This window comes from Laspinema sp. D2d, from assembly GCF_025370755.1.
Classification (GTDB): Bacteria; Cyanobacteriota; Cyanobacteriia; order Cyanobacteriales; family Laspinemataceae; genus Laspinema.
The window spans coordinates 19355-33000 of sequence record NZ_JAMXFC010000014.1; the positions used below are offsets into that span (position 1 = coordinate 19355).

General features: G+C 47.8%; 9 protein-coding genes. 5 read left to right on the forward strand and 4 right to left on the reverse strand.

Going from position 1 to position 13646, the window contains the following annotated elements:
• Window positions 1-58 precede the first annotated feature (58 nt).
• The 5 genes from NG796_RS11550 to NG796_RS11570 all read left to right on the forward strand — a co-directional run bounded on the left by NG796_RS11550 (window position 59) and on the right by NG796_RS11570 (window position 7105).
• Entirely contained in the window at window positions 59-1012 is a 954-nt protein-coding gene (locus NG796_RS11550) for a J domain-containing protein (RefSeq protein WP_261206834.1), read from the forward strand.
• Entirely contained in the window at window positions 1009-2244 is a 1236-nt protein-coding gene (locus tag NG796_RS11555) for an ATP phosphoribosyltransferase regulatory subunit (protein WP_261206835.1), read from the forward strand. Before NG796_RS11550 ends, NG796_RS11555 begins: the two co-directional genes overlap by 4 nt.
• A 79-nt stretch (window positions 2245-2323) precedes the next feature.
• A complete protein-coding gene (locus NG796_RS11560) occupies window positions 2324-5461 on the forward strand; it encodes a PAS domain S-box protein (protein WP_261206837.1) in 3138 nt (1045 codons plus the stop codon).
• A 106-nt stretch (window positions 5462-5567) separates the two neighbouring features.
• Complete coding sequence (locus NG796_RS11565; RefSeq protein ID WP_207089244.1) at window positions 5568-5795, forward strand: indolepyruvate ferredoxin oxidoreductase subunit alpha; 228 nt, start codon at window positions 5568-5570, stop codon at window positions 5793-5795.
• Window positions 5796-5935: 140 nt separating this feature from the next.
• Entirely contained in the window at window positions 5936-7105 is a 1170-nt protein-coding gene (locus tag NG796_RS11570; protein WP_261206838.1) for a tetratricopeptide repeat protein, read from the forward strand.
• A gap of 181 nt (window positions 7106-7286) precedes the next feature.
• Here NG796_RS11570 and ilvB read toward each other — a convergent pair whose 3' ends face one another.
• The 4 genes from ilvB to NG796_RS11595 form a co-directional block, all read right to left on the reverse strand.
• Window positions 7287-9149: a biosynthetic-type acetolactate synthase large subunit gene (gene ilvB / locus NG796_RS11575; protein WP_261206839.1), complete on the reverse strand. Its 1863-nt coding sequence runs from the start codon at window positions 9147-9149 to the stop codon at window positions 7287-7289.
• A gap of 493 nt (window positions 9150-9642) precedes the next feature.
• Window positions 9643-11199, reverse strand: coding sequence for an ATP-binding protein (locus NG796_RS26440; RefSeq protein WP_317619297.1), 1557 nt, complete (start codon window positions 11197-11199; stop codon window positions 9643-9645).
• A gap of 224 nt (window positions 11200-11423) precedes the next feature.
• Window positions 11424-11624 carry a hypothetical protein gene (locus NG796_RS11590; protein ID WP_261206840.1) on the reverse strand — a complete coding sequence of 67 codons (201 nt, stop codon included), beginning with the start codon at window positions 11622-11624 and terminating at the stop codon, window positions 11424-11426.
• 884 nt (window positions 11625-12508) lie between these two features.
• Window positions 12509-13519 (reverse strand): chemotaxis response regulator protein-glutamate methylesterase, encoded by a 1011-nt coding sequence (locus NG796_RS11595; protein WP_261206841.1) that lies wholly within the window; start codon window positions 13517-13519, stop codon window positions 12509-12511.
• Window positions 13520-13646 lie beyond the last annotated feature (127 nt).

The following is a 13646-nucleotide window of genomic DNA, read 5'->3' on the forward strand; positions in this document are numbered from 1 at the left end:
TGACAAGGGCGAAGTACACTAAAGATAAGGTTACAGCCAGGGGATGGGCATACTTACTATGTCTTTTAACATCAAGCAAGGCTTATTTCAATTTGATTTCGAGGACCACCATGCCATCTTGGGGGTACCACTTGATGCGGATTTTAATACCATCCGCAAACGCTATATGCTCATAGCAAGGCGACTGCATCCAGACAGTTCTAAAGCCGAAAGTCCGGCGGATAAAAAACTCGCCACTCAGCTTTTGTCAAAATTGGCAAATCCTGCTTACAGCAAACTCACCACCGAAAGCACGCGTGCTGAACAGGGTGTTTTGCTCGGGATGATGAGCAAACGATTGGTCCAGGAAAAAGACAAAGTTAAGCTCAAGAGTGAAGCCGCTCAACAGCTATTAAAGTCCCAAAATCTGGAAAAGGATTATCAAGAATCCGTCGCCAAACTGGGGAAACAGGCGTATGAAACCCTGAATCAAACATTAGAAACCATTGGACAACTCAGCGAACTGAATTTGGTCTATCTGCAACGCAAAGAAAGCCAAGGGGAAACCGTAGGCAAGCCTGCTGCGGATAAAAAATCGGCCAAATCTGCCGCCTCCGGGAAAAAGAAAGCCGAAGAGAGTCCAACTCCACAACCTGTAGTAGCGGAAGCCAAAGCAGATGAGGAAAAATCCGCTCCCTCCAAAATCGATAATTATTGCCGTCGGGCGGAAAATTTCATCGCCGGGGGCGATTTTGATGGGGCAGTCAATGAGTTAAAAGAAGGGTTGAAAATTCAACCTAAAAACAGCCGTGCTCATGGATTGCTAGGCCAAGCGTATCTGAAAAAGAAACAGAGTACATTGGCTAAAGTGCATATTAATCAAGCCCTGAAGTTGAATCCACAAGAAGAATCAGCTTTAGAGGCACAAAAGGAACTGCAAAAGCAGATTCAAAAAGCCGCGAAAGAGAAAGACAAAAAATCTCCCTTAGCGACTTTCTTCGGTAGTTTGTTGGGTGGAAAAAAGAAAAAATGATTCATCAACCTCCAGCCGGGGCCAGGGATTTACTGCCCCTCGACGTGACCCAAAAACGCTGGATTGAAAAGCGGCTACGCCCGGTATTTGAAGGGTGGGGGTATCACAGGATTATCACCTCAACCGTGGAACGGTTAGATACCCTCATGGCTGGAGGCGCGATCGCCCAGTCAACGGTGATCCAACTTCAGGAACGGGAGGAGGATAGCCCCTTGGCCCTCCGTCCTGAACTAACCGCTTCGATCGCCCGTACTGCTGTTACCCGGATGACGGATACCACCTTTCCGCAACGGCTTTATTATAATGCCAACGTTTTTCGGCGCAGCAAAAACAACTCCCACGGCAGCCAGCAGGAATTTTATCAAGCGGGGGTAGAACTGCTGGGAGTAGGCGGATTGCTGGCGGATGCAGAAATCTTATTGCTCTTGCAGGACTGTTTGCAGAGTCTGGGATTGAGTCAATGGCGGCTAGTTATAGGGGAATCGGGGCTAACTCGCTCTTTACTGCGGACCTTCCCGGATCCACTAAAACATAAAGTCCGGCAGGCGATCGCCCAACTGGATCGCCTCGCCCTGGAAGCCCTGCCCTTAACCCCCGAACAGCAGGAACGGGCCTTATTTTTGCTAGATCTCCGGGGTCGTCCCGAGGATGTTTTGCAGCGGGTGGGTCAATTGGATTTAGACCCCGGAGAACGGGAAACCCTGGAAAATCTCAAATCCTTAATTGACTTGTTAGAAGAATCGAATCACAGCAACGGGGCCACAACACCGGCCCCGATCCTGGATTTGAGTCTGATTCAACCGATGGATTACTACACGGGGATTGTCTTTGAAGTCGTCAGCGAAACCGAGTTCGGACCGCAATCCCTCGGACAGGGGGGGCGTTACGATCGCCTCTTAAGCCTCTATCATCCCCAAGGGGAAATGATTCCAGGGATTGGCTTTGCCCTCAAACTAGAAAACTTGCATCAAATCCTCCTGCAAACGGGTCAACTGCCGACGACTACCCCAGCCCCTCATACCTTAGTAGTGCCCACCAGTCCTCGTGCCTACGCCGCTGCCTTTGCTCACGCGCAAACCTTGCGTCAGAATGGGGAATATCTCCCCGTCGAACTGGATCTGTCTCCCCGTCCGAGTCAGTCAGCGGTTCGCCAATATGCCAGCGATCGCCGGATTGCCCAAATTGCCTGGATTGAAGGGGATGGGAAAGCCGAAATCGAAATCGTCGGATAACCCAAGCATCAAACGAATCCAGGGTGTGTTCCAAGGGGGAGGAACCCCCAAAATGGAATCAATCTGTAGGAGTTAATTCATGATTTGGGTTGCGATTTCGCTCACCATCGGGATCGGGATAGGGCTAGGGATGACCCGGGTGATTCCAGGACTCTCCCTGGCGATCGCCCGTAAATTCCCGCCCCCCAATCCAACCGGAGACAGCCCGGGGCCCTTTGAAGCGCAGTTTTTGAAGTTGATCGCCCAAATGGATGTCGGAGTGGTGTTGACGGGACCTGAATCCGAGGTCCTCGTCACCAACCCGGTTGCCTTGACCCTCCTGAGTCTCGATCAAGCTACAGTCATCGGCAAGCCCTTATTCGATGAGCATCCTCATCTGTTACAAGAGGACTGTACCCCCTTTGCACCAGGAAAATGTCCCGTCATGGAGGCGATCGCCACTCACTCTCCCACCCAAGTGATCATCGGCGTTGGGGCTCATTCTCCACTCACCCCTCCTCTCAGTGGCATCCCAGACTTCCATCTGTTCTGTGACTTGGAACTGGATTGCCAGAAATGGTTGCTGGTTCATGCCAATCCTCAAATCGCCCCTAATGGCCGCGTCGAACAGGTCCTCTGTACCTTCAGTAATATCACCCAACAAAAACGCGCGGAAGCCTCTTTGCGGCGGCGGGAAAATCGTCTGCGTCAATATAGTCGGGTCCTGGGAGAGTTGGCGAAAAGTCCTAGCCTCAACCAGGGGGATTTACAAGCATCCCTGGAACAAATCACCGTCGCCGTCACCCAAACCTTAAATGTAGAACGGGCCAGTATTTGGTTATATACAGAAGACCGCAGGGCGATTCACTGTATTGAACTTTACGAACGGTCCCCCCAGAAACATTCTGCCGGAATCGAACTCCGTGCCATTGACTATCCGGTGTATTTTCAAACCATCGAACAGGAACGCATTGTAGCGGCGGATGTGGCTCAGGAAGACCCCACAACCCTGGAATTTACAGAGGGTTATCTGATTCCCTTGGGGATTACCTCCATGTTAGATGCACCGATTCGGGTGGGGGGACAGATGGTGGGGGTGATCTGTTTGGAACATATTGGCCCCTCTCGCCAATGGCGGGTAGAAGAGGAAAACTTTGCCGCATCTGTAGCGGATTGTATTGCGTTGGGGTTAGAAGCCCGCGATCGCGCTCAAGCTAGACTCAACTTAGAAAAAGCCCTCGATCGCCTGCAAGCGGTGTTAGATACTGTCCCTGGATGTGTTTCTTGGATTAGGTCAGATTTACGTTATATCGGCGTCAACCGCTATCTAGCAAATCTCTTTGGGCGATCGCCTTCAGATTTTGTCAATCACTCGGTGGGATTTCTCCAAACCCGCCAAGAATTTCCCAACTTTTTACAGCATTTTTTTGAAAGTTCTATTCATAAAACCACGGCAGAAATTGGCCTGGATATTGAAGGAAACCTTCGGCATTATCTGATAGGAGTCGAAAAATATAATCAAGGAAACTCAGCAGTTTGTGTGGGAATTGATATCACTGACCTCAAGGAAACCGAACAAGCCCTCCGACAAGAACGGGCTTTATTGCGCTCCTTAATCGATTCGATTCCCGATTTAATTTTTTATAAAGATAAGCAACGGATTTATCAGCGCGTTAATAAAGCCTTTCAAGTCTTTGCCGCCCGAGAGGAAAGCGAGATTATTGGCAAAACCGATGATGAACTCTTTCCGGCAGAAGCTGCAAAAATTTGTGGGGAAATTGACCGGCAGATTTTGGCCGAAGGTCAACTGGTGCGAAAGGAGGAAAAACTGAACGAGCTTGAAGGAAAAACAACCTGGCTTGAAACTATTCAAACTCCTTTTTTTGACCTCAATGGGGAAATTGTGGGGATGATTGGGATTAGTCGGGATATTACGGAACGCAAGACTGTAGAAACTACGTTGCAACAGTCCAAAGATGAATTAGAACGACGGGTAGAGGAACGGACTGCATTTTTAAAAGAAGCCAATGATCGCTTGCAAGTTGAAATAGCCCATCGGGAACAGGTTCAAATTGCCTTAAAAGCCAGCCAAGATAAACTCCGCCAATGCTTAATCGCCGCCCGAATGGGAACCTGGGATTGGGATATTCTCAATCATAAACTCACCGGGTCTGCTGAGATGGAAGCGCTTTATGGGTTCGTTCCCGGTGCGTTTGATGGGAAGTATGACACCTATTTACAAGCTATTGATCCGGATGATAGAAACCGGGTTGAGGAGGCGATCGCCGAGATTCTCTCCTCTAGCTCAGAACGGTTTGAAATTGAACAACGCATTCGCCTGGAGACAGGAGAATTACGCTGGTTGAGCGCTCAAGGGGAAGTGATTCGCGATGCCACCGGACAAGCGATCCGAAGCATTGGAACCGTGATGGATATCAGCGATCGCAAGGAAGCTCAACTCGCCCTCCAAGAAGCTGCCTATGCCGCAGAAACTGCTAATCGGTCGAAAAGTATGTTCCTGGCGAATATGAGCCATGAATTGCGAACGCCGCTGAATGCAATTATCGGCTATAGCGAAATGCTTCAAGAAGAAGCGGATGATGTGGGCTATACAGATTTGATTCCAGATTTAGAAAAAATTCGCACCGCCGGAAATCATCTGCTCGTGTTAATTAACGATATTCTGGATATCTCCAAAATCGAAGCCGGGAAAATGGATTTGTATTTGGAGGATTTCGATGTGAATGAGTTAATTGAAAATGTGATAATCACCGCTCAACCTTTGATAGAGCGAAATGATAATACCCTCCAGGTGGAGTGCGATCGCAACTTGGGAATTATGTATGCTGACTTGACAAAAGTCCGTCAAATTCTGCTCAATCTTCTCAGTAATGCCGCCAAATTTACTAAAAACGGTCAGATTACCCTAACAGTTGTCTTATTTTCCCCGCCAAAAGTACCCATTCCCTGTGCCCTACCGGAGACATACTCCTCTTGGATTCAGTTTGCGATCGCTGATACAGGCATTGGCATTACCCCTGAACAACGGCAACATCTGTTCAAACCTTTTATGCAAGGGGATGCTTCCACAACGCGGGAGTATGGGGGCACCGGATTGGGACTCGCCATTAGTCAACGCTTCTGTGAAATGATGGGGGGCGAAATCTCCGTAGAAAGTCAACCCTTGTGCGGGTCCCGTTTTACCGTCATTCTCCCTTGTGAAGTGGTGGATCCCTAGTATTGAGGACTGTGTGCTCATGCCGTCCCCTTTTCGATTAAGATCCAAGATTGAAGAGATCAGTCTGTTCAGGACTGGAAATTAAGCTGTTAAGAGAGGGAACGCCGTGCCACATACCATAGTAACCAACACCTGTGAAGGCGTCGCCGATTGTGTCGATGCCTGTCCCGTTGCCTGCATTCATGAGGGTCCCGGGAAAAATGTTAAGGGGACCGATTGGTATTGGATTGATTTTGCCACTTGTATTGACTGCGGCATCTGTGTCCAAGTTTGCCCGGTAGAAGGGGCGATCATCGCGGAAGAACGACCGGAACTCCAGCAGACTCCGCAATAAAGTCCGCAATACAGAAGGAGTGAAATGGCGATCGCATTCGATCACAGAGGTGGCAGATGATTGGGCGGATTTGGCAACAATTGGTTAGGTTTTTTCGGGCCGTTTTGGGCGGGTTCAAAGGTTCATCCCAGCGGTCTGAATTGGAAGCAAGACGAGACCTTCACCCCCTACGTGATGCCGAATTAGAGCATTATTTTCTTCAGTTGCTCGATGGCATTCATAAAGGTTGGCAGCAAGTTAAAGTGCGGCGATTTTTTGAAGCCTTTGGCGATCGCGTCAGTGATGAGCGCTGGAGTGATTGGTTACGTCAATTTGGGCGCAAATTATTAGCATCTCCCCTCTCTAATTATGAGTTGGCAATCCGATTGCAACGTCTCGGGGAACTCGGATATGGAGAAGTGAGTACCGCTGCTCGTCAAATTGCGACCCAGTTATTAGCAAGGGAAACCCCCACTCCTAGCGAAGAACCGGCGCAGAATTCAGAGGGACTCGGGACTCAACCGGCTTCAACGGCGTTAAATCTCGGGGAAATATCCAATCCGGTGGAGAGTTTTGACCAGGCGGCACCGGAATTAAGACCCGAATTAGTTCAATTAGAAACGGCTCCCGCATTAGCAGTGAGTCTGGATGAATTGGGCATGATTCAAGGGCAAGAAATACCTCTGGTGATTCAACCCTTGGATGAACCTTTGGATGTGGAAGGATGGTTGACCCGAGGGGTGGAACGCTTGGATGCGGGGGACGATCGCGCCGCCCTGAATGCTTTTAATCGCGTGATTGAACTTGAACCCAATCATGCCAGCGCTTGGATGAATCGAGGTAATGCCTTGTTTAATTTAGAGCAAGCTGAAGAGGCTTTATCTGCGTATGATCGTGCCATTGAACTTCGCCCAGATGATGGGTTCTCTTGGGGTGCACGGGGAGATACCCTTTATGATTTAGAACGCATTGATGAGGCGTTAATCAGTTGGAATAAGTCTTTAGAATTAAAACCCGATAATCCCGACATTTGGTATAGTAAAGGGTTAGCCTTGGGGATTAATTTAGGGCAATGGGATGAAGCCTTAATCAATTTAGACCAGGCGATCGCCCTCAAGTCAAATGATGTGCAATTTTGGTTCTATCGCGGGATTGCTCTGTCTAATTTAAATCAGTTAGAAGACGCCTTAAGCAGTTGGGATAAAGTGCTAGAAATTAAACCCGACTTTCGCGATGCTTGGATTAATAAAGGGGTCGTTTTACAAAAACTAGGCCGCTATTCCGAGGCGATCGAGGCGAATAATCAGGCGATCGGGTTGTTGTCGCACTAGCGGGGAGGTGGGGGAGATGGGGGAGAGACGGGAGATGGGGGAGATGGGGGAGATGGGGGAGATAGGGGAGATGATGCGGAAAGGAAGCAAGTCGTTACTACAAACTTATTAATCCTCCCCATCCTCCCCATCCTCCCTATCCTCCCCATCCCCCCTATCCTCCCCATCCCCCTCTCTCACCCTAAATCTTCGTTCCGCATTCAGGGCAGAAGTGATTTGTTGAGGCATTTTTTGCCCCACAATGACTGCAATAAACTAACTCAACCTGCAACTCTTTTTGTTTGAGTTCGGGTAAACCAATCATTTGAGCATTACTCTTACCCGGGGCTACCATTGGATAGCAGTTTTCGTTCCGGGTGACATGGACATCGAGGATAAAGGGTCCATCATGTGCCAGCATTTCAGCGATCGCACCCTGGAGTTCATCCCGGGTTGATATCACCTTGCCTTTAATGCCATAAGCCTGACAGAGTAAAGGAATATCCGGCATTCCAATCTCCATATTGGAGGAGGAGTAGCGTTCCCCGTAGAAGGTTTCTTGCCACTGACGGACCATCCCTTGCCAGCCATTATTGATAATGACAATTTTGATTTTAATGCCGTACTGGGCGATCGTTCCCAGTTCTTGGAGGTTCATCTGGAAGCTGGCATCGCCACTGATACAGATGGTTTGTTGATCCGGTAGCGCCACTTGGGAACCCATCGCGGCAGGAACTCCAAACCCCATTGTGCCTAATCCAGCGCTGGAAATCCATCGGCGAGGACCATTTTTCAGGAACTGGGCAGCCCACATTTGATGCTGTCCCACATCGGTGGTGTAGTAGGCATCCGGTGCTTGCCGTCCCACTTCGACGATCGCCTCTTGGGGAGAAAGAGCGTTTTCTGGATGGGGCACCACCAAGGGATAATCTTCCCGCCAGCGATCAATTCGTCCTAACCATTCTTTAGTTTGATTGGCATCGGCAATATCCCCGGTTTCCCGCAGGCGACGCAGCAGATCCGTGAGCACTTGCTGCACGTCTCCGACGATGGGAACTTCAGGCCCCCGGTTTTTACCCACTTCTGCGGGGTCAATATCGATATGAATCACTTTAGCGCGGGCGGCAAACTCATCTAGCTTGCCTGTCACGCGATCGTCAAAACGTGCACCGACGGCAATGAGTAAATCGCATTCGCTGACGGCAAAATTTGCGTAGGCGGTGCCATGCATTCCTAACATTCCCAAGGACAGGGGATGATGTTCATCAAAGGCCCCAATGCCCATCAAGGTAGTTGTCACGGGAATCTGAAAATGTTCGGCGAGTTCTTTAATCGAGTGATGAGCACTAGCGGCGATCGCCCCGCCACCGACATAGAGTAAGGGTTTTTTGGCTTGGCGAATTAACTCGATCGCCTGATTAATTTGCCGAGGATTCCCTTTCACCGTCGGTCGATATCCCGGTAATTTAATGCTCCCCGGTTCCACGGGCACATAATCAAACTCTTCCAACCCCACATCTTTGGGAATATCAATCAACACGGGTCCGGGTCTGCCGGTACTGGCAATATGAAAGCCTTCCGCTATAATCCGTGCCATATCCCGAGGGTCGCGCACTACATAAGAATGCTTAACAATCGGTAAGGTAATCCCATAAATATCCGTTTCTTGGAAGGCATCCGTCCCGATCGCCGGACGCGGCACTTGTCCGGTAATAATCACCATTGGAATCGAATCCATGTGCGCGGTGGCAATCCCCGTGACTAAATTAGTGGCCCCCGGACCCGATGTCCCAAAGCACACCCCCACCTTACCTGTAGCACGGGCATAACCATCGGCGGCATGAGAGGCTCCTTGCTCATGGCGAACTAAAATATGCTGGACATCCCCTGTCGCTTCAAACCGATACAGTTCATCATAAATCGGTAAAATTGCGCCCCCAGGATAGCCAAAAATATGTTTGACTCCGTGACGCTTGAGACTATCCATCAACGCATAAGCGCCGGTTCTACGGGTGGGAACCACGGCGGGTTTAGTTTTTCTGTCTGATCTGCTTTCTGAAAGCATGGGCAAACCTCATGTACTCTATGGCAATAGTTGTAAATCCCCGCTCTTGAGACCGGGGAAGAAAAATAACTCAAGGGAGTAGCTATTTCCCGGCCTAGTGAAGAACGGGTTACGGACGCTACTATAAAAGTTTCTATTTTCATCATGCCTTAAGAGTTCATGAAATATGATGTTTTTTTGTTGAGATTTTGGCAATTGTTTCTCATTTAGCCAACTTCAACCCACTCTGGCCCTTATCCCAGCCCCTCCGAAATAGACCCTCTGGCATCATGGCGGATTGATCCCCATTTTTCCTCCGACTAGACTAGGTTTTTTTGCCAAACCCCTGAAGTCCATCATAAAATTGAAGCGCTCTCTGGCCCCCTCCCGCCATCCAAACCGGCACTCTCCTCAAGACAGAGGGAAGGGGACCCGAGGGAAAGCTCACTTGAGGAGGGAAGAGAACTAGGGACCGAGGGTTTTAAAGAAAGGGTCAGGTTGTGAGTTGATGAAATTAACCCACTTCAAACCACTGCACCACAGGGATTTCGGTCAGAGGCGCTTGAGAAATTGAGGGAAGGGGACAGACTTTCTGGTTTAAAGGCATTTCAGAAATATTCCCCCGTTTGTGATGCCCGAAGGGAATTTCAATCGTAAATTCGGTGCCGCGATTGGGGTGCGACTCACATCGGATTCGTCCCTGATGTTTTTTGACGATAATTTCATAGCTGATTGCCAATCCTAATCCTGTTCCTTGTCCCACTTCCTTGGTGGTAAAAAATGGGTTGAAAATCTGGTTTTGAAGTTCGGAGGGAATTCCTCTCCCATTATCGGTAATCCGAATCGTCACGCCCTCACCTTGAACTTCAGTTTTAATCATTATTTTTCGGGAACCCGTCTCACTGTTAGGGGAAAGGGCTTCCTCTGAAGAGACTTCGGGCCGATCGCTTAGAGCATCGATCGCGTTGGTTAAAATATTAATAAATACCTGATTGAGTTGTCCGGGATAACACTCGACTGGGGGTAATTCTCCATACTCTTTGATGAGTTCAATTTGACTCTCCTCCAGGCGATGTTGCAGCATCACCAATGTGCTATCAATTCCTTCATGGATATCGGCTTCTTTTCTCTCTGATTCATCCATCCGCGAAAAATTTCTTAATTTCATGACAATTTCACGAATGCGATCGGCCCCTCCTCGGATGGAAGACATTAATCGAGGCAAGTCTTCCCGAATAAACTCTAAATCTAGGGAATCTTTAAAATCTTGAAGGGTAACCGGCAGATCCGGAAAAGCTTGCTCGTACAGTTCCACTAAGGTTAATAATCCTTCGGCATATTCAATAAAATGAATCAAGTTTCCCGAAATAAAACTGATGGGATTGTTGATTTCATGGGCAATTCCCGCCACCAATTGCCCGAGACCAGACATTTTTTCACTCTGGACTAATTGCGATTGGGTTTGTTTGAGATGATCCAGGGCTTCTGTCAGTTCTTGAGTACGCTCTTGAACCCGCAATTCCAACTCTTTATTATAAAGTTGGGTTAGCTCTATTTCATAGCGTTTACAGAGGTTATGATAGGCATTAGAGTGATATCGCAGTCGGGCAATCAACTCAATTTTATCGGGGATTTTAATTAAGTAATCATTGGCCCCGGAAGCAAAAGCTTCGGCTTTTTTTGTGGGTTCTTCTTTGGTGGACAGGACGACAATAGGAATATCGCGAGTTGCTGGATTGGCTCTAAAAAAACGCAGGAGCATCAATCCATCAATCTCCCCCATAACTAAATCTTGTAAAATAACGGTGGGCTGAATTTGCGTGGCGATTTGAATGGCTTGGTCTGGGTCAGTGCAAGAATAAAATTTAATATCGCTTTCAGTTGCCAACATTCGCCGAATAGCTTCCCCAACAATCGGCTGATCATCTATCAATAAAATTGATACAGGTTGGGCTGAAAGTTTTTTAATCATGGCTGTTCCCCGACTCGCACTGAAACTGGGAGGGATAGAATGTAAAGCGATCGCTGGATTCATCGTGACTAATTTTTTACCCATAACCCTTGACTGCATTTTCGCTCCTGAGCTATAATTTACGACCCTTGTAAGGGATTGAGTCAAATTTCAATCGGAGGACATTTAAAGCGGAGAGGTCGATGGTTTTCTATCCCTCCCTTTGAGTTTTTTATACTCCTGCATACTTTGTCATCTATCAGTAGGGGTAGAAAGATAATTCCACCGCGCTTCTTGAACTAAAAACCTTGATACAGGAGGAATTCAGCGTTTTTGACTATGGCTCACGGGTCATAACATAAGTAGCGATCGCTACTGAGATTTGTAAACATCTGGGAATAGTGAGTCTCTAGGGTACTTCTATTCTCGGGACTGTTTTGACTTAAAAAAGGTTCAACGCTATCAATTTTCTTTTCATAGGGATTAATCAAGGACTTTGGGACAATAACGCCGAGAACCCGGGGTTTCTTATACCATTCCTGCATAACCCCACTCAATACAAGCTAAAAAGCGTTGGTTTTTGTCCCTGACATCGCCTACTTTACCAATGCTCTGGCGTAAGTGACTGTAAAACTAGATACTGTCCCTGAGTTTTAGCGCGATCGCTGTTTAGGATCATAAGAATATAAACTACACAATGGCTAAGGTTTGGGGCAAACCCTACGGCATCGGTACAGGATTAAAGAGGTAAGACAAAAACTCAGGTTTCTCGGGGAATTTGTGGCTAATCATCTGCATTTTTGTCAAGAACCCTGGTTATTTTCCCGATTGGTTTCTCATCCCTACTGTACTGAGGCCCTAAAGTAAGGGACTGTAAAAGTAGCAACAATAGACCGCTTGCAAAATACTGAATAGATCCCCCTCCCGTCCCCCTTAGATCCCCCTCCCGTCCCCCTTAAGAAGGGGGAAGCCGGAGGAATAAATGTTTAGTTCCTGGGGGAAGCCAGAGGAATGAATGTTTAGTTACGGGGGAGGCTAGAGGAATAAATGTTTAATTGCTGGGGGAGGCTAGAGGAATAAATGTTTAATTGCTGGGGGAGGTTAGAGGAATAAATGTTAATTTAACGCGGAAAACCAGAGCAATAAATTTTGATTTAACGGGAAAAACGAGAGCAATAAATAGACTGCTTGCACAGTTCTCTTAAGCCCCCCTTAAAAAGGGGGGTTGGGGGGATCAATCCAGAGGTTGGTAAGAGATTTAATATTGAATCCCTGGGGGGCTTTTTTTTATTTTGCACAAATTCTAGTCCCAAAATTTTAGCCCGATCGCTCTGAATGATGAGCAGAATACTATCAATACAAAAGCTAGAGCTTTGGTTTTGTTGGGGGTAAAACACTCCCAATTTTAAGCCAGAAACGGGGTTTTTGATTACAGATTGAGGAGTTTTAGACCGATCGCCTCGGGAGTCAAACTTTCTTGCACGGCTCCTAATTCAACCGCAGCTTTAGGCATTCCATAGACAATACAACTATCAGCATCTTGGGCGATCGTCTGCCAACCTGCCGATCGCAAGACACTCAATCCCACTGCGCCATCCCGTCCCATGCCAGTCAGCAACACCCCTAATCCTTGTCCCGGCCAGTTTTCAGCCAAACTGGTAAAAAACACATCCACCGAGGGACGATAGGGATTATTCATGGGATGTTTAGTATAGTCCAGAGTGCGATCGGGACGCAGGAAAAGATGATCGTTAGTTCCAGCCACCAAAATTTTACCCGGTTCCAGTGTCATTCCCACTTGAGCTAATTCAACTTTTAACCGGGTTTCGTTGGATAACCACTGGACAAAACTGGCGGAAAACTGCACATCGATATGTTGAACGATCGCCACGGATAGTTTAAAATTCTGGGGTAACCGAGACAAAATCTTGGCGATCGCGGTGGGACCTCCCGTAGAAGCCCCGATCGCAACCAGGGGAGGATAGGGTTTATTCGTATAACAGGACTTGACTGGAATCAGAGTTTTGGGTTTTTTGCTCAGGGGTTTACCCAGTAATTTATGAACCGTCCTAATTTTTTCCAGGAGAGTTTCTCCCCCTTCGGCATTTCCGTAATATCCCAGAATGGGCGTAATCACGACATCAAGCGCCCCATATCCGAGGGCTTCAAATACTTTGGGTAAGTGCGTGTTAATACTAGAGGTTACCAGCAAAATCGCACAAGGACAAAGACGCATAATTTGGCGAGTTGCCTCTACCCCATCCATCACGGGCATGAATACGTCCATTAAAATTAGATCGGGGCGTACTGAGGCACATTTATCGAGGGCTTCAGCGCCATTGCGAGCCACCCAAAGCAGTTCGTACTCCGGTACGGATGTTAAGACGCGCCGTAAAGCTTCTATTGCCAACAGCATATCATTAACAATAGCAATTTTCATATAAAGGTTAAGGTATAGTGGTGAACAAATTCAGAAATGTCTCCTATTATATCGAAAAATTCAAAATTTTCATGAAATTATTTTTTTTAACAAATAACTGATTCCCCGGACGATTTTTAGGGGGAAT

Bases quoted from the DNA above. Each gene is read 5' to 3' on its own strand.
- NG796_RS11550 (WP_261206834.1), top strand. From the start codon at position 59: ATGTCTTTTAACATCAAGCAAGGCTTATTTCAATTTGATTTCGAGGAC.
- NG796_RS11555 (WP_261206835.1), top strand. From the start codon at position 1,009: ATGATTCATCAACCTCCAGCCGGGGCCAGGGATTTACTGCCCCTCGAC.
- NG796_RS11560 (WP_261206837.1), top strand. From the start codon at position 2,324: ATGATTTGGGTTGCGATTTCGCTCACCATCGGGATCGGGATAGGGCTA.
- ilvB (WP_261206839.1), bottom strand. From the start codon at position 9,149: ATGCTTTCAGAAAGCAGATCAGACAGAAAAACTAAACCCGCCGTGGTT.
- NG796_RS26440 (WP_317619297.1), bottom strand. From the start codon at position 11,199: ATGCAGTCAAGGGTTATGGGTAAAAAATTAGTCACGATGAATCCAGCG.
- NG796_RS11590 (WP_261206840.1), bottom strand. From the start codon at position 11,624: ATGCAGGAATGGTATAAGAAACCCCGGGTTCTCGGCGTTATTGTCCCA.
- NG796_RS11595 (WP_261206841.1), bottom strand. From the start codon at position 13,519: ATGAAAATTGCTATTGTTAATGATATGCTGTTGGCAATAGAAGCTTTA.